Annotated in this window: 18 protein-coding genes; 11 read left to right on the top strand and 7 right to left on the bottom strand. The window is 66.2% G+C overall.

Annotation, left to right across the window (positions count from 1 at the left end; genetic code table 11):
• Positions 1-244 precede the first annotated feature (244 nt).
• Positions 245-1,798 carry a Tox-REase-5 domain-containing protein gene (locus GTV32_RS15220; protein WP_161061029.1) on the top strand — a complete coding sequence of 518 codons (1,554 nt, stop codon included), beginning with the start codon at positions 245-247 and terminating at the stop codon, positions 1,796-1,798.
• Positions 1,799-1,813: 15 nt separating this feature from the next.
• Here the strand turns inward: GTV32_RS15220 and eccA are convergent, their stop codons facing one another.
• On the bottom strand, positions 1,814-3,583 hold the full coding sequence (eccA, locus tag GTV32_RS15215) for a type VII secretion AAA-ATPase EccA (RefSeq protein ID WP_161061028.1): 1,770 nt from the start codon (positions 3,581-3,583) through the stop codon (positions 1,814-1,816).
• A gap of 13 nt (positions 3,584-3,596) precedes the next feature.
• Complete coding sequence (locus GTV32_RS23495; protein WP_237421879.1) at positions 3,597-5,126, bottom strand: MinD/ParA family protein; 1,530 nt, start codon at positions 5,124-5,126, stop codon at positions 3,597-3,599.
• A 210-nt stretch (positions 5,127-5,336) separates the two neighbouring features.
• Between GTV32_RS23495 and GTV32_RS15205 the strand changes: the two genes are divergently transcribed.
• From GTV32_RS15205 to GTV32_RS15165, 9 genes are all read left to right on the top strand, one after another.
• Positions 5,337-5,615: a hypothetical protein gene (locus GTV32_RS15205; protein ID WP_161061027.1), complete on the top strand. Its 279-nt coding sequence runs from the start codon at positions 5,337-5,339 to the stop codon at positions 5,613-5,615.
• Positions 5,612-5,968: a YbaB/EbfC family nucleoid-associated protein gene (locus tag GTV32_RS15200; protein WP_161061026.1), complete on the top strand. Its 357-nt coding sequence runs from the start codon at positions 5,612-5,614 to the stop codon at positions 5,966-5,968. Before GTV32_RS15205 ends, GTV32_RS15200 begins: the two co-directional genes overlap by 4 nt.
• A gap of 141 nt (positions 5,969-6,109) precedes the next feature.
• Positions 6,110-6,427 carry a hypothetical protein gene (locus GTV32_RS15195; RefSeq protein ID WP_161061025.1) on the top strand — a complete coding sequence of 106 codons (318 nt, stop codon included), beginning with the start codon at positions 6,110-6,112 and terminating at the stop codon, positions 6,425-6,427.
• Between the two features lie 20 nt (positions 6,428-6,447).
• Positions 6,448-7,791 carry a hypothetical protein gene (locus tag GTV32_RS15190; protein WP_161061024.1) on the top strand — a complete coding sequence of 448 codons (1,344 nt, stop codon included), beginning with the start codon at positions 6,448-6,450 and terminating at the stop codon, positions 7,789-7,791.
• Positions 7,792-7,837: 46 nt separating this feature from the next.
• A complete protein-coding gene (locus GTV32_RS15185) occupies positions 7,838-8,143 on the top strand; it encodes a PE family protein (RefSeq protein ID WP_161061023.1) in 306 nt (101 codons plus the stop codon).
• Positions 8,144-8,185: 42 nt separating this feature from the next.
• A complete protein-coding gene (locus GTV32_RS15180) occupies positions 8,186-9,286 on the top strand; it encodes a PPE domain-containing protein (RefSeq protein ID WP_161061022.1) in 1,101 nt (366 codons plus the stop codon).
• 11 nt (positions 9,287-9,297) lie between these two features.
• A complete protein-coding gene (locus GTV32_RS15175) occupies positions 9,298-10,092 on the top strand; it encodes an ESX secretion-associated protein EspG (protein WP_237421550.1) in 795 nt (264 codons plus the stop codon).
• 112 nt (positions 10,093-10,204) lie between these two features.
• Positions 10,205-10,531, top strand: a complete 327-nt coding sequence (locus GTV32_RS15170; protein ID WP_161061020.1) for a WXG100 family type VII secretion target — start codon at positions 10,205-10,207, stop codon at positions 10,529-10,531.
• Positions 10,532-10,571: 40 nt separating this feature from the next.
• Positions 10,572-10,856, top strand: a complete 285-nt coding sequence (locus tag GTV32_RS15165; protein WP_161061019.1) for a WXG100 family type VII secretion target — start codon at positions 10,572-10,574, stop codon at positions 10,854-10,856.
• 81 nt (positions 10,857-10,937) lie between these two features.
• Here the strand turns inward: GTV32_RS15165 and eccE are convergent, their stop codons facing one another.
• Positions 10,938-12,629: a type VII secretion protein EccE gene (gene eccE / locus GTV32_RS15160; protein ID WP_161061018.1), complete on the bottom strand. Its 1,692-nt coding sequence runs from the start codon at positions 12,627-12,629 to the stop codon at positions 10,938-10,940.
• Between the two features lie 89 nt (positions 12,630-12,718).
• Here eccE and eccB point away from each other — a divergent pair, with 89 nt between their 5' ends.
• Positions 12,719-14,206 carry a type VII secretion protein EccB gene (gene eccB, locus GTV32_RS15155; RefSeq protein WP_161061017.1) on the top strand — a complete coding sequence of 496 codons (1,488 nt, stop codon included), beginning with the start codon at positions 12,719-12,721 and terminating at the stop codon, positions 14,204-14,206.
• A gap of 221 nt (positions 14,207-14,427) precedes the next feature.
• Here eccB and GTV32_RS15150 read toward each other — a convergent pair whose 3' ends face one another.
• Genes GTV32_RS15150 through GTV32_RS15135 form a run of 4 tightly spaced genes read right to left on the bottom strand, consistent with a single transcriptional unit; the run spans position 14,428 to position 16,752 of the window.
• On the bottom strand, positions 14,428-14,928 hold the full coding sequence (locus tag GTV32_RS15150; protein ID WP_161061016.1) for a VOC family protein: 501 nt from the start codon (positions 14,926-14,928) through the stop codon (positions 14,428-14,430).
• Positions 14,856-15,251 carry a VOC family protein gene (locus tag GTV32_RS15145; RefSeq protein ID WP_161061015.1) on the bottom strand — a complete coding sequence of 132 codons (396 nt, stop codon included), beginning with the start codon at positions 15,249-15,251 and terminating at the stop codon, positions 14,856-14,858. Before GTV32_RS15145 ends, GTV32_RS15150 begins: the two co-directional genes overlap by 73 nt.
• Positions 15,252-15,270: 19 nt before the next feature.
• Positions 15,271-16,428 carry a hypothetical protein gene (locus GTV32_RS15140; RefSeq protein ID WP_161061014.1) on the bottom strand — a complete coding sequence of 386 codons (1,158 nt, stop codon included), beginning with the start codon at positions 16,426-16,428 and terminating at the stop codon, positions 15,271-15,273.
• A gap of 6 nt (positions 16,429-16,434) precedes the next feature.
• On the bottom strand, positions 16,435-16,752 hold the full coding sequence (locus GTV32_RS15135; protein WP_161061013.1) for a hypothetical protein: 318 nt from the start codon (positions 16,750-16,752) through the stop codon (positions 16,435-16,437).
• Positions 16,753-16,767: the final 15 nt, after the last annotated feature.

Raw genomic sequence — 16,767 nt, 5'->3', positions numbered from 1 at the left:
ACGGAATCGGTGTCGACGTTGAGTTCCGCCACGATCTGACCCCCTTGCCCGGTGGCACACGCCCGAGCGTCACAGCTTTCGCAATGTAGGTTATCAAGTCACGAGTTTGCTGCGCAGTCATGCGCATGACCGACCCCGTCTCCGGCGGCCGGCCCGCGCAGGGCAGAGTGGGTCCGAGCAGAGTGGGGTTCCGAACATACCGTGCACCGGGCCGGTGCACGTCGGGGGTGATCGAGGAATGTCGATGCGCAAGGCGCAGATCGCGGCAGGCGCGATGGTTGCCGTGCTGGTTGTGGTGATCGTGGTGACCGTCAGCGGGGTCGTTCCGCGCTCGACGACGGGTGAGGCGGTGTCCGACGCGCCGACCCGCGCCCAGAAGGAACTCGACCACGCGACCACGGCGATGGCCGACGCCCCCGCCGCTTCCTACAGCGGTGAGATCGTCGCGGGCGGTCAGTCGATGCAGGTGCAGGATCTGACGGTGACGGCTGCCGGGGATGTCCACGGCACGGTGACCCTCGACGGGCAGCCGGCCGAGGTGCTGATGATCGCCGGCGGCACGTATCTCAAGGCCGGCGCCGCGTTCTGGGATGCACACAGCGCGGGCGCGGACCGCTCGGTCCGGCACGATTCGTCTGGGGCCGCGGGCAATTGGGCGCTCGTGCCTCCGGACTTCCTGGGCATCGACCTCGGAGCCACCTTGCGGCCGGCCTCGTTCGGGCTCGGTTCCCAAGACCAGGACCAACGAATTTTCGAGAGCGACAACACGACACCGGTTCCCGAGGCCGATCAGACACCTGATCGTCGCGTCCGGTCGACCTCTGACCCGCAGGGGCTTCGCGCCGGGCCGGTCGAATCCGACGGCCAGACCCTCGTCGCCGGGGACAACCCAGTACGCGTCAACGCCGACGGCAGCATCTGGGGCATCGCCGGGCCGGTCCGTACCGCACCCACCGATCGTCCGACCACCACCAAGCTCAAGGTCACACTGCTCACCGATGACGAGGTGAAGTCCTTCTATTCGACGATCCAGGGCTTCTCCGACCCACTGTCGAGAGTCGCGGCGCCGCAGGTCGACGTACCGAAACCCAGCGGCAATCTCGACGCTTGTACAAACACCTTCTGCGTCCTCGAGTACCAGTTCACCAACAGCATGCCCGGTGCCGACCGCGGCACCGTGACCATCCAGCAGACGTCGTCGCTCACGGTCAACGGTGCGCCGGCCGGATCCTGCGCGCGGACAGTCACCATGCCCATGAACGGCGCGGGGCAGTCGACGTGCACGTTCCGCTTCCCCGATCCCCGCACTCGGACCATCAATTATCACGCGGACAGCAACTTCGACATCTCCGCCACCGCGGAGAAGGATGTCAGGGTGATCGTGGAGTCGGCCGAGAAGGGTCGCGACATCGCGACCGCGCAACCGGGCCACTGGTATCCGGGCGGGTACAAGGCCGATCCGGTGGCGCGCCGATTCAATCAGCAGATCGCCGGTGTGCCTTCCGGTTTCGGCTACCTGGTGGGTGACGTCCCGTTCGACGGCCGCGACGCGGACGGCACGTTGCTGATGACGGCCGCACCCGGGTACGACGATCACGTGCGCGGTGGGAGTTTCGACCCGTCGTGGGCCGGGACGCAGCAGGTGGCCGAGCAGGCGAAGAAGGCGAAGGCCGCGGCCGGCGATCAACCCGTGCGCTGGGTGTTCGCCGAGCAGAACTCGGCGAACGCCATGTCGAAACTGTTGGCCGACAACCAGATCTCTGGGATCGACGTGGCGACGGTGCCGGCCTCGAGCTGACCGGGGCCGCGCCGGTCAGCGCTGCAGCATCCCCAGCACGCTGTCGAGGGCCGCGTTGATGTCACCGGCATCGATCCGCATCAGCGCCTCCTCGTCGAGATCCTCGATCCCGATGTCGCCGCTGCTCAAGCGGAACTCCCGTTCCTCCTCGGCCGCCTCGATGACGTTGCGGATGAATCGGCCGTTGCCGGCGAGGTCGATGCTGCGGCGGACCTCGCCGCTCTGATCGACCTGCGTCGTCTCGTAGAGCGGCGCGAGTCGCTGGACCAGTACGTCGAACGCCTCGTCGGCGATCACCGAATCCCGTTTGCGGGCCATCAATGTGCCGATCCGTCCCAGTTCCTCCGGAGAGTACGAGTCGAATCGGATACGGCGGGCGAACCGAGATGCGAGACCGTCGTTGGATGCCAGGAACCGGTCGATCTCACCGTCGTACCCCGCGATGATCACGACGAGTCGATCGCGGTCGTTCTCCATGCGGGCCAACAGGGTGTCGACCGCCTCGCGACCGAATGCGTCACCGCCGGACAGACCGGTCTGGATGAGGGTGTAGGCCTCGTCGATGAACAGCACGCCGTCGAGGGCGCGATCGATGAGCTCGCCGGTCTTGATGGCCGTGGAACCGAGGTGCTGGCCGACGAAGTCCCGGCGGCTGGCCTCGATGACCGCGTCGGTCTTGAGAATGCCCAGTGCGCAATAGATCTTGGCGACGACCCGGGCGATGGTGGTCTTGCCGGTACCGGGCGGCCCGGTGAACGCCAGGTGCTGGCTGCGAGAGGCGCTGGCGAGGCCGCGTTCGGCCCGCAGGCGGGCCAGGGTCGCGGCCGACTCGAGCTTGGCGACCTGGGCCTTCACCGACTCGAGCCCGATCTGCTCGTTCAGTTCCTCCTGGGCCTGCTTCAGCAGGTCGGGTTTGGCCTCGGCGGTCTCGGCCTCCGGTTCCGGGACCGAGCTCGGATCCCAACGGTCCGTGCGTGAATCGATCTCGGCCTTGGTGGTCACCGTGATCCGGAACTTGGGATCGTTGAGCGCCGCGGCGTTGTCCTCGAATCCGGGCTGGCGCGAGTACACCGTCTCGAAGATGCCGCGCGCCTCGGGCTCATTGCCCATCTCGCGCAGACAGAGTCCGCGAGTGAACATCGCCGGGATGTGAGCGGCGGCGAGCGGGCCTGCCTCGGCCGCCTCCAACCGCTTCACGGCCTCGCCGAACAGTCCGAGCTGCGCGCACGACGAACCGACCATCAGGTCGCCCACGGTTTTCATGTACTCGTCCGGCCAGTTCTGCGACTGGGCGAGAGATGTGAGGACATCGGGCCACCGCTGGGTTCGAAAATGCAGGAGACCACGGGCGAAATCGACGATCGGTGGCTTGTCCGGAGTGCTCACCGAATCGATCGCGGCCTCGGCACCGTCGTGGTCGCCTTCACCGATCATGGCGCAGGCGTAGGCGGCCGCCGCCTCGAAGGGATCGGAGACGGGGTAGTCGATGAGCAAGCCGGTCGACGCCCGCCCGGCCAGGGTCCGCGGCGGCAGGCCCAGCCGTCGCTGCTCGACGAACAGCGAGTCCCGGTACTTGTAGATGTTGAACAGCACGTCGACGGAGTTGTCACCGGTGGCCAGCCGACCGAGCCAGGCATCGGCCATCATCGGCGCGTACTCGGTGGCACGCTTGAATGCCAGCGACGCGTAACGCTCGTCGCGTTCGGCCTCCTGGCCGTCGACCGGGATTCCCCACGCGAGGACGCCGGCATCGAACACCCTGCGGGCTTGCATGAAATCTGCCATCGTTGTCGGCCTTCTAGTGAGTGAACCGGTGGTCGCCGGGTTCGGACGTGAGTGCGAAGCCCTCGGCCACCGTCGCCGCCAGCTCGACGTAGGCGCGCCGCGTGGCCTTGTTCAGCATCGCAAGATCCACTTCGGCGCCCTCCGCGAGGTGGTCGTCGTATGGAATCGTCTGAACGGCACGGGTGCGCGCGAGGAAGTGCTGACCGAGTTGGTCGAGGTCGATCTTGACGTCGCCACGGCGCGGGCCGCTCAAGACCACCACCGCACGAGACACCAGATGACCGTAGCCATGCGCCTCGAGCCAGTCCAGGGTGGCGCTTGCACTGCGCGCACCGTCGATGGCCGGTGTGGACACCAGGATCAGCGATTCCGCGAGGTCGAGGACTCCGTCCATCGCCGAATGCGACATACCGGTTCCGCAGTCGGTCAGGATGATGTTGTAGTAGCGCTGCAGGATTCGCATGACACTGCGGTAGTCCTGCTCGTTGAAGGTCTCCGCCGTCGCGGGATCGCGTTCGGAGGCGAGCACCTCGAGTCTGCTCGCGGCCTGGGAGGTGTGGCGCCGGATGTCGGAGTACCGGAAGATCGAGTCGTCGAGCAGCACGTCGCGCACGGTGGAACCGGTCTGCAGACGCACGCGCTGCGACAAGGTGCCGAGGTCCGGGTTGGCATCGACCGCGATGACGCGATCGCCACGCAGATCCGCGAAGGTGGAGCCCAGGCCCACGGTCGTGGTGGTCTTGCCGACGCCGCCCTTCAGGGAGAGCACCGCGATCCGATAGTCGCCACGAACGGGTGCGTTGACCTTGCGGACGAGTTCGTCGAAGTAGACGGTCTGTTGCGAGTCGCCCGGGTTGATGGTGCCGCCGGAGATCTTGTGCACGGTGCGACGCCAGCCGGTCTGCGGCGCCCGTCGCGACTTGCGCAGCAGGGCGTGCGGGTCCAGCGTCGAGTCGGAGTCGGGCGCCCCGAACCCCTGTGGACCGAACCCCTGTGGACCGAACTGCTGTGGCGCGAATTGCTGTGGCGCGAGCTGTGGTGGTGCGAACTGTGGGGGTGCTGCGTACTGCTGCGATTCCTGCGGCGGAACGGATCGATCCCGGTTCGGATCGTGCGGTTGCGGCGGGGTGCCCGGGCGCGGCGGAAGCGGTTGCTCCGGCTGCGGATACGGCGGTGGCGGATACGGCGGCGGCGGGTAGCCCGCCTGCGGAGGTGACGCGGGGGTCGGACGAGGAACCTGCGACTGCGGCGGCGGTGCCCACCCGGTGGGCGGGGCAGGCGGATAGGGGGCCGGCGCGGCCTGGACCGGCGCGGTGTCGGCGCCCGACTCCTTGCTGGGTTCGACGGGTGCCGAAGAATCCGTTTCCGTTTCGTCTGCTTCCGTCCTCGGTACAACCCGCAGGGGCGGTCGTGACGGTGGCGGTGGCACTCTCTCGTCCGGCGGAGTCGTTTGGTCAGCGGACCGTTCGGGCCTCGGCGCCGACGCCGGCGGGGGTGGCACGCTGGGCCCTCCCCCGAGTAGCCACGGTGGCGTGGCAGGCATTCGGTTCTTGTCGAACGTCACGGTTTTCCTCGCATTTTCCCCGGTTTCCGTGCCGAGGATACAGCCGGGCAGGGCCGATTCAGAATCGTGAATACGCACCGTTCCCGTGAACCGGCGCTTGGGGCGCGCGGCGCTCGCACCTATCATGGCGCCCGAAGAGAAAGGGGGACTCTTGTGACCACCGCGGCCAGTAGGAACGGCGCGCTCAAGGTGACCACCACCGAAGCGGGTCTGCCCACCGCACTGACGATCGACGATTCCCAGTTGCGGCGAGATCCCCGTGTGCTGGGCAAAGACATCCTCCGGCTCTGCAGGCAGGCCGCGCAGCGAGCCGGGCTGGAGCGACGGGCGCAGATGGTCGCAGACGGGGTGCCGGGGCATGTCATCGAACTGTTCGATCTGCCCAAGCCCGAGGACGTGGCGCGTGAGGAGATCATCGCCGAGGCGGACGACGACTACGACCAGCAGACCTGGATGAGGTCGACGTGAGCTGGGCGATGGACGAATTGGAGGCGCGGGCACGTCGTCAGCTCGACAGCCTCACCGATGTCAACGAACGGCTCGCGCGGATCGTCGCCACCGAGACCTCACCCGACGGTGAGGTGCGTGCCGATGTCGATGGCATGGGAGCGCTTGTCGGACTGCAACTTTCGGACCGAGTAGGCAAGCTGACCGGTAAGCAGCTGGAGCAGCTCATCATCGCGACCGCGAACGTCGCATGTCAGAAGGCCTTCGCGCAGCGAGCGAAGATCTATGAGGAGTTCTCCGAGGAGTTCGCCGGCCTCGTCGCCGCCCCGGGTTCGTCGCCGGATGATTCGTCTCCTGAGGCTCGCCCTGAATGAAGTTTCTTCACTGAGGTCGATGTACGATCCCGAAGTGGATCGATCGACCCGAAAGGTGTCGGTCGAACGGCCGACATGGTCGGCGATGTGGTCAAATCGTGCGATACGGTGTGGCCAGGGGCATGAACGATTGGGGGCGTCATGGAGAATCTTGTTGCAGATGCTGCAGCTATTTCGGCATACGGTGATGCCGAGGCCGCCATCGCCGCAGAGATCGCCAGTGCCGGAGCCGTCAATGTCGGGGCGATCTCCGCTCTGCTGACACCGGTTTTCGGGCTTCTCGGAACAGAACACCTCATCGCCACCGTCGTCGCCATGACCACCAACCTCTTCGAGACCGGCCAGCTCGCGGCCGTCCATGCCGGTCAGGCGGCCGCCGCCTACGGGTCAGCTGCTGCATACACCGCCACCGAGGCGGGCCAGGTCGAAAGCTTCAACTCAGTCCCGCTGAACCTCTGACGCAGGAGTCGACCTTCGTCATGACGCACGGTAACGCGCCGTTCGACAGCACCAACTCGCTGGTGCCCGCACCCATTGACCAATCCCTCATCGACATGCTCGAGAACAGTCCCCTCGGGCCGATTCTCGAGACTCCCGTCGGAGACGTCTTGTCCAAGCTGGGGCTTCCGCCCCTCCCGCAGATGCCGGCTCCACTCCCACCCGCCATGCCGGGCCTCCCCCCGTTCCCGCCGATCGACATCGAGCACCTGTTCAAGCCGCTGACCGATCTGGCGCAATCGTTCGGATCGGGCGATCTCGGCGAGAGCGGCTTCGATCCGACCCAACTGTTCACCGGACTGTCATCGATCATGCAGTCGATGATCGGGATGTCGGGCGGCGCACTGAAAGCCGCCGACCAGGTCTGGCAAGGACAGGCTGCGATGTCGAACGCGGCCAAGTCCGCCACGGCTGCGGGCCAGGCCGGTGCGGTCGCAGGCAAGTCGTCCGGCATCGCCGCGAACACCCAGGCCGGGGCCGGGATCGTCGGCACTGGCAACGCGTCGATCCAGGGCGTGATCGCCAAGTTCAACGTCGAGGTCACGATGACCTTGCCGCTACTCATGACACCGCCGACGGCACCGGCCGGCATGATGGCGATCTTGGCGGCCGCGAGCGCCGCCCTGGGAGAGGCGATCGCGATCGTCACCGGGACCAAGACCGCTCTCGCACCCGAGACAGCGACACAGACGGCCAACGGCGCGCAGATCCCGATCACCGGTGCGCCGACGAGTCCGTCGCCCTTCGGTATCGCCGCGTCCGTGCTGGAATCCGTCGGTCAGCCGATCAGCGGGCTTGCCGGTACGGGCACGTCGATGATGGGGTCGATGACGAAGCAATTGACCGCCGCTCACCAGGCAAGCCTCGAGAAAGCCAAGGGCGAGAAGGGCGCAACTGTGCCCGCGGGTCTTCATTCGGGCGCTGGCGGCGCCGGCAAGAAGGGCGGCGGCGCCGGAGGCGGTGGCGCAGGCGGTGGTGGGGTCGGGGCGCCGGCCACGCAGCTGCAAGCGCGTCCCGGGGCACCGAACCTGGGCACCGGGCCGGTCGAGGGAACGACGGGTGGTGCCACCTCGGCGCCTGCTGCCCGTGGCGTCGGCGGGGCCACCACCGGTAGCGGGATGATGCCGATGGGCGCAGGGGCGGCGGGCGCGGCGGGAGCCGCTCGCGGCGCGGGCGCAGACGACGGACATGGTTCCCCGGACTTCCTGGTGACCGCAGATCACGGAACCGAGGTCGTCGGGGACATGCCGCACGCCGCGCCGCCGGTACTCGGCGGCGACAGTGAGATCGAAGTCGAATCTCCGGATGTGGATCTGCGGCTCTGATGCCGCCGACCGAGCCGAGACCACAGACAACAGGGAGGACAGCACCATGAGCGAGAACGAGCTTTCGGTCGACCCGAGCGAGTTGCACACCGCCGCAGCGAGACTCGACGCGCTGGCGCATCGCCTCGAGTCGACGATGAACACCCACGCGGCGGGGCTCAAGGTCCCCGCATCGGGATCCGACGAGGTCTCGGTCCGAGCAGCCGACACCTTCAACACGGTGGCCGAAGATTTCGGTACGGATGGCGACAACGCCGCACACGAGCTCCGCAAGATCGCTGCCGTGCTCCGACTGCAGGCGAACACCTTCGGCCGTGCCGAGGACACCAATCTGACGACCTTCCTCGCCTGAGGTCGGACGTCGGGGTAGCGACTACAGGTTGAGGATGAGGTCATGATCGTCGGATTCACCGGTGTGATCTGGGAGGGGCGTCCCGCGGAGCGGCTCGCCCACGACCTGCACAACGGGCTCGGTCCTGCACGAATGGCCGAGAGCGGTGCCGCGTGGACCGCGGTGGCGGGTGAACTCGCGGAGATCGGTGTGGAGTACGGCAAGATCCTCACCGAGCTCGGGGTGCACTGGGAGTCGCACTCGTACAACCATGCTTTCGAGAAGCTGATGCAGTTCGCACCCTGGTTCGCCGACGCGGCGAACCAGGCGGTCCAGACTGCGGCCGCGGCGGAGGGGCAGGCGGTGGCCACGACAGTTGCGCTGACCGCCATGCCCAATCCGGTGGAGATCCAGGCCACGAAGGCCGTGCAGGAGGCGTTGTCCCATGTGCACGCCGCCGCCGGCTCGCCGCTGATCGCGGCTGCGGCGAACACCGAACGGACACAGCAGGATCAGAAGCAGCGTGCCTCACGGGTGATGGAGAGCTACGAACGTGCGTCCACACCGATCGAGAAACCCTGGACGCTCCCCAAACCCCCGCACATCGTGTCCGAGGCGGCACTGAATGCCGAGGCCGCCGCAGCCCGTGAGGCCGCGGAGAAGGCAAAGGCAATCGCGCAGGGCACCGGCATCCAGGCCGGTCTCGCGATGGCGCCGATGTTCGGCGCGGCTCGTGGGATCGACATCACGCGCGAGAAATCCAGGTACGCCACAACCGAATTGGCGGCGAGCGGCGACGCTCCCACACAACTCGTGGAGGGCACGGGATCGTCCGAGCCCGACCGTTCGTCGGGCTCGGTCCCGATGGCTGCGGGCGCAGGCGCGGGTGCGGCGGCAGCGGGCGCGCGATCGGGCGATGACGAGCACCGGCCGGCTTCCGCCGAGCCGACGCAGAGCAGTGCCGGCGCTTCGTCACCGGGTGTGAATCTCCCCGCCGGCTGGGTTCAGGCCGATCAGCACGACACCGAGGTCTCCTGGTCCGACATCGCCGGACGGTACGAGACGCCCTCGGCGCCGACACTTCCCGAGGGCGTGCTCGATCTCGGTGACGGACAGGTCTCGCCCGCCGTCCTCGGTGCCCCCGACGACAGGGGTCGCGACTGATGTGGGACACGATGACCGATCTGCTGCACACGATCTCGGTCGACGCTTTGTGGCGAGCGGGCGAGCTGATCGATGTGCAGATCTGGCCGACGGTGCTCGACATGTCGGCACGGTACGACACCATCGACGCATACCAGGCCGGTGTGGCGGAGGCCGACGCCGAACTCCGGACCGCAGGCCTACTCGGCCCTGAGGGTGTGGACGAGAACTTCCACCTCGCGTTGCGCATGGTCACGGCCCCCGAGGTACAACTGCAGGCCAGGGTGTTCGGCGAGGGTGGCGTACGACGGATCTTGTTGGCGCGCCGCGGGCGTGAGCATGTGTTGGTACTTCGGTACGGCAGCTCGGTCACCGTCGAGACGGTGTCGGTCGACGGAGTCGACTCTGCGGCACAGAAGATCGTGTCCTGCCTCGGGGCGGCCGATGAGGCGAAACTGACGTCGGTGAGCCTGCCGACCGCCGAACTCGCCGAACGTCTCGACGCCGCGACCAGCTCTGCCGAGTATTCCGAAGTGCTGTACGCACTCGGGGTGGATCAGCAGGAATCGATGAAACTCGGTACGGCGTTTGCCGATTGCCGTGGCTACGCCGAGATCGTCGCGTACGAGACCTGGGAAGGCCGTACCCAACAAGCGTCTGGTGCTGTCGCCGTCTACGAGACCGCTCGCGGTCGCGTGGTGGGCAGTCCCAGTGTGTCCCCAGACGGGCAGATGTGGACCACATTGTCTGCCGGTTCGGGACATCGCATCAAGCAGGCCATCGGGCTGCTGGTGGAAACCTTGCCGAATGGACGGTGGCTCGACTGAACCGTTGGCGGGGGAGGAGATTCGGTGCGCCGGTGCGGTGACCGAGAGGAACACAGGACTGCGGCCGCGTTCATGCGGCTGGAGATAACCACTCACAGATGGAGGAAATCAGATGGCGGAAGGTAACAACTTCGAACTCGACCTCGATGCCGGGTTCAAGCACACCGACACGGTTCACGAGGTGATCGACAGTCTTCGTCAGACGCTGAAGGTGATCAGTGGCGAGGTCGACACCGCTCGGGCGTCGTGGGTCGGCGACGCATTCAACGCGTTCCAGTCGACCGCGACCGAGTGGGATTCCGAGGCCGCGCGTCTCAATGCGAAGCTGAACGATCTCGCAGAGACGCTGAGCGGCACCGTGTTCAAGGGTTCGGACACCGCGAACCAGGACATCGCGTCGAGCTTCTCGAGCATGCAGGCCGGCGGCCTCAACCTCTGATCGTTCCGATCACACCTGATCCGAAAGGAAACAACTCATCATGATGAAGTACAACTTCGGCGAGATCAACGCTCTGGCCGACGCGCTCCAGCAGAACGGGCACAACCTGATCTCCCAGACCGAGACCCTCGAGTCGGCGGTCAAGCAGCTCAGCGGCACCTTCACCGGTGGTTCCTACGAGGCCTACCAGGCGAAGATGGCGTCGTGGAAATCCGAGATGAGCGACACCCAGCAGATCCTGGCCAAGATCGCGAACGCGGTTCGGGAGGGTGGCCAGCACATGCACCAGACCGATCAGGCCGGTGCCAACGCGATCGGCGGATGACGCACGACGTCCCAGTAAACGTCAACGCCCGTATCGGAGCATCAGGCTCCGGTGCGGGCGTTGTGTTGTGGTCTGCGAAGATCAGCGGCGGTGCCTGCTGAGTTGCCGGTCAGGTGCGTTGAGAGACGAACCGATGTAACGCATCTCGTCATCGGTGGCGACCATGACCACCGGCGAGGCCTCGGTGCCGCTGCGGACCATCACCCAAGGACCGACGTCGGCGTCCTGTAGGAGGGCGACGTCGGCGCCGGGCTGGGCGTCCAGTCCGGGCGCGGTCACGGTGATGATGGTGGCCTCGGCACTGATGGATTCCTGTGCCACACCGTCGAACACCAGTACCGAGTAGCCCTGTCGCTGGCCTGCGACCTGTGAACCGGCGGCGGCGCCGGCAACCGCGAGGGTGCGGGGGTCGCCCACCGCGTGCGCCATCGGCATCCAGTCGGCCGGTCGATCCGTGCTGACCATGACGCGGGCGCCCAGCGCGATCGCGCGCAGCACCACCTGTTGGCAGAGGTTGAGGGTGCCGGCGATCTCGACCGTTCGAACACTCGACCCGACGAGGGACAGCGCCACGGCTCGGCCTTCCTCGTCGGCGCCCACGAGCTGACCGCAACCGGCTGCCGGAAGAGCCACGGCGGCGAGGGAATCGCGTGTTGTCAGGTACTCCATCTGGGCGCGATCGTCGAACGGATCGGCGAGTGGCAGGCCCGCAACGTAGGCGTCGCGCTGGTGACCGTTGCACGGGTGGAAGCCCTCGGGAACCGGAACGGGATCTGCCGTCAGAGTGTTGAAGCGGGCCAACGCACTCAGGTGAACCTCGTGATTCTCGGCGGGCCGCAGATGCAGCGTGAGCACCGTGCTGAGGCTCGGCACCGTCCACGGGGCGCCGAGGCCGGGATCCGAGAGTGCGGTCTGGTCGAGCCGGTAGTTGTGCGAGTGCATCGAGCCGACCTGGACGTGATCCCAGGACTCGACCAGATCGTCGGGGCTGGTGCCCTCCATCAGCGCAGTGAACACCGAGTTGATCTCGGCCGCCGTGAGGATGGTAGCTGCGTGGCCTTTGCCGGACAGGCGATTCGCGACGCGACGAGTGGCGACGATGGCGGTGCGGAGCACACCGGTTGGGCCGCCTCCGCGACGTTCGATGGCGTCGGCATTGGCGAGCGGGTTGAGCCTCAGCACCACGGTCACCGAGCGGAAAGCGGTCGCGGGCAGGGGCCCGAGGATCTGGCTGTAGATGCGGGCGATGTTGCCGTTGCCGTAGGCGCGCGAACCGTGACTGACGATGTCGGCCGATTCGAGCTCGATATCGAATTGGTGCAGGCACTCCGCGATGAGATCGAGGGGCACCACATCGTCGGTGATGACGCGGCCCGGCGCGAAACGGGTGACAGCGCGGGGGTTGGCCTCGATGCGCACCATAGTGATCAGGCGGTCGCCGTCCCATCGCACACCGCAACTGCCGCCTTCGGCGAGCGGCACGTCAAACGGGGGCTCGTACCAGAACTCAGGGCGGCGCATCCGTCGACGAATGAACCCCATGCGTGCAGAGATCCTGTGGGCCACCGAGTTCCCGCGTGATCTGACGAGGGTGGGGATGGCCAGTACGGCACCGATGATCGCGCCGATCCACCAGGGTTGACCCAACACTCCGGCGATGAAGGTCGCTGCGATCACCACGCCTTCGGCAAGTAGCAGGACGGGAGTCGGCAGCCACCGTTCCGCCCAGAAGGTGTCGGGCGCGTGGACGTTGAACGACGTACGATCGGTCACCCCGCGCAGCCTCCCCCATGCGTATTACCAGTGCTCAGCCCCTGTACGATACCGTCCAGCACAAATGTACGGGGACGAGGGGAGGGTTTGTGCCCGCACAGTTGACGACGCGCCAACAAGTCAACGGCTACCGCTTCCTGCTCCGTCGTCTGGAACATGCATTGATGCGCCGCGACGTGCGCATGCTGCAGGATCCGATGCGCTCCCACTTCCGAGCAGCGATCGTCGGTATCGCCCTCGCCCTGCTCGTCACGGGCGGATGCGCGGTGTACGGCCTCATCAAGCCGGCCGGCTCCGTCGGCGACAGCAAGATCGTCGTCAGCAAGGAATCCGGCGGACTGTTCGTCATGATCGACGACACCCTGCACCCTGTGCTGAACGTGGCGTCCGCGCGACTCATCATCGGTAGCCCGGAGAAGCCGTCGTCGGTGTCGGAGTCCAAGATGACCGATTACAAGCGTGGTCCGCTCGTCGGCATTCCCGGTGCCCCACAGACGCTGCCGGGTCCGCAGGACGGCGGCCACTCGTATTGGACGGTGTGTGACACCGTTGCGGTGCCGACCGGTTCGGGCTCGATGGACGGCGGCGTCACCACCACCGTCCTGTCGTCGGCACCGGAGAATCAGGGTGCCAGCCGCGCGCTCTCCGGTGGGGAAGGCCTGCTGGTCCGGACCGGAGACAAGACCTATCTGCTCAACCGCGGTAGACGACACCTCGTCGACACTGACGATCCCGCCGTGGCAAGGGCTTTCGGCCTCGACGACGCGACCGTCCGTCCGGTCAGCGCGGGCATGTTGAACGCCTTCCCAGATGCAGCCGAACTGACCACCCCCGACATCCCTGATCGAGGGAAGGCGTCGCGGACCGGACTCGGTGCGGTGGGCACGGTCATCGAGGTCGCCGGTGTGGGCGACGCCGACCCGACGCTCTATGTGGTGCTCGAGAACGGGATTCAGAAGATCGGCCAGGCTGCCGCCGACGTGATCCGTTACTCCGACGACGCCGCCGGCGGGCAGATCGACTCTGTGGCGCCGGCCGCGATCACCGATGCGGCCCAGTTGCATGACCTTGCGGTGGAGGACTTTCCGGCGACCGCCCCGAAAATCGTCGACCAGCGTTCGGCACCTGTCGGCTGCCTCGCCTGGGATCGTTCCTCCGGCGACAACGCGAGTGCGTCGCTGCGGGTCCTGGCCGGCTCCGGGTTGCCGCTGGCCGAAGGAAAAGCGCCCGTCGCTCTGGCCACCAGCGACGGTTCTGGACCGGGCCTCGACACTGCGTACATCCCACCGAGTACCGGCAACTACGTGGCGACCACGGGTAGCGATCCGGATTCACCACGCCGCGAATCGCTGGTCTTCGTCAACGACGCAGGCGTCCGGTTCGAGGTCGCCGACGACGCCACCGGAAAATCCCTCGGGCTCGGCGATCAACCGCAGGTGGCACCCTGGCCGATCGTGGGCTTGCTGCCGACCGGACCCGCTCTCTCCCAACACGATGCGTTGGTCGAACGGGACACGGTGGAGTCGGACGGTATGGGGTCTGTGGTGGAGGCCGGGTCAGGTGGGTCCGGCGGATAGCTGTCGATACGGCAGACCGGAATTGGACAGTCAGATTCTCCGCGGTCGGTGGGTGGCTCGATGAATGCGACGCGGTCCGTTTGTGTTCAGGCGCCCCTGATGGACGCATGGACCTAATGATCCCAGTCGCGAATCGGAATCAGCGTGGCCGCGAACCGGACTGTTGAATACTGTGGATGACGTGAGCTACCGAACCGGAGGATGTTGCGGGAGTACGCTTCTCACAACCGGAGCGACGTCGGATAGCCGGCGTTGTCGTCGACCTCGGAAACGGCGTGCCTCGAGTTGGCGCCGCGTCCGTGGTCGGCCTCCATCAGGCCGACGATTGCTCCGTGCGGGTCCCGGATCAGCGCTGTGGTACCGGGAATCGTCGCCGACGGAGGGGATAGGACCTTGCCTCCGATGCTTTCGGCTCTGCTGAGAGTGGCACTCAGATCAGAGACCGAAAAGTAGATGCGCCAATGTGCTTTGACCGCAGATCGGACCACTCCCGATACGGGAACGTCGTCCACGCACAGTACGCGATAGCGGCGGTCCTCCAGAGCGATTGTTCGCGCATTGAGGTGCAGGAGGTTGTGATAGAAATCTGCGACGGAAGACGGTTCGTCGACGACGAGTTCCGCCCAAGTGAGAGAGCCGGGGACGTCGGTCAGTAGACGCCCGACAGTCCGAGGTTCCCAGAGGCTGAATGTGGCGCCGGCCGGGTCTTGGACCGTGGCCACCACCGCGGCTCCTCGGTAGTCACCTGGCCCCAGAGGACCGCCTCTCGTGTCTCCGACAGTCGTTCGAGTGTGGTGTGGATGTCGTGCACCTGCAAGTAGGTGTGCCAGTACGAAAGTCCGGCAGCGAGTTTCCCTGAGTCGGGCCACAATCCGCATACGGGACGGCCGTCGAGCATCGCAATCGACTCGTGGCCCTCATCCGTATAGACCCATCCGAACAAGGTTCGGTAGAAGAGCTTCGACTGTTCGAGATCGGGCGTGACAAGGTCGATCCAGTACGGCGGGCCCGGCACGATGGGAGAATGCGGAGCTTCGGTGGTCATCGGGTAGCGCCTTCAGCCGTCAGGGAGCGATGCCGGGCACGGTGCCGTTCGCGGCGGGAGTCGCGGTTTGGCTGTCCCTCGAGGAGACGATCGGGCCCGATGCAGGTCCGATCGATGGCGATGCCCCACTGCGCTCGGCGCTCGGCTCGGACGGAATGGAATGGGGTTCTTCTGTTCCCGGCTGTTCGCCCCTCTCCCAGTTGGACTCGAGCCCGGGGCCGACGATGCGTTCTTCTGCGTACTTGGTTGCGGGCCCGATGAGCTTGCCCGGTAGAGTGTCTTTGCCCCACCAGTTGCCGAATCCGACCAGAGGTTCGATTGCTTTCTGACGAGCCGAGGGTTTGTCGGCGGCACGACCGGGGCCGAGTATGTTCACCAAGCCTTTGGCGGTGTCGTCTCCCCGGTTCGTCACCAGATCGTCGACCTTGGCGGCAATCGGGCTGAGGGCTGCCCCCGTGACGGCACTGACCGTGGTCTTCTCGATCAGTTCCTTGGGGTCCATCGGCTTGTCCCACAACACGTTGTCGCGAACCTGATCGAGCGAGGTGAAGGCAAGTTTCTTGGAACCCTCGATGATCGCGGCGTTGAAAGCCTTGCCGCGAACGTTGTGCAGAAGGTCTTTGCCGAGGAGCTTGGCCATTTCCTTGGTCGATGCCGAGCCGAATTCCTCGATACCTTTCTCGAGCAGCTTGGCGAGGATGCGTCGCGCGACCAATTCGACGGCTTCGGTGAGGGTGAGCCTGCCCTCGAGCACTGCTTGGGCGATTTCGATCGGAGCCGACCAGTTGAACTCCGAGGTCGCCACCAGAAATGCCACATAGGTGGCCAACGCAACCAGTTCGGTGATGAAGATGACCTTGAGGACCAAGATCTCATTCGACATGGTGTTACAGCACTCAGCGATGTCGGCGGCCTGCGTGATGAGCTTCTCCAACGACTGGTCGCCCGAGAGAATCGCCTTCAGCTGCGCGTCCAGTGCGGTCTGCATGTCGCCGTCGATGGAATGGCCGATCCCGCCGGCCACCGAGTTGAGCTCCGATTGGATGGCGCTTACGTTGCGCGCGAACCTTTCCCAGTCGTCGTTCAACCGATCCATCGCGGACTCGTCGCCCTTGGGCCACTCCATTCCGACCCACCCCAGGGGGCCGGCGATGGCACCCGGCAGTTCCATCCCCATCGGCGCTCAACTCCCCGCGTTGCGGTTGGCGGAGGAAGTGGCGGCCTCCTGATCCTTGGCGCGATTCGACGAATCGACCAGTGCCGTATGGAGTTCGCCGAGGTGTCTCGCGACGCTTTGCGTATTGCCGAACGCCGTTTCGGCCTTGGGCCCGTACGCGCCGGCGAAGGACTTGCCGGGGTCGTCGTCGCCCCAGCACTCACCTTCGTCGTGGAGGTCGGAGGCAAGGGCGAGTTCTGCGTCTGCCAACGCGGCGCCGAGCTGCCCGATGAGGGTCGCGTACCGGTCGAATTGCTCCGGTTCGATCAGGAAATGATCTGCCATGGCGGTCTCCTAGAT

This window comes from Gordonia sp. SID5947 (assembly GCF_009862785.1).
Taxonomy (GTDB): Bacteria; Actinomycetota; Actinomycetes; order Mycobacteriales; family Mycobacteriaceae; genus Gordonia.
Note: the sequence above shows the minus strand (reverse complement) of the source record. Positions and strands in the feature narration are given on the sequence as shown.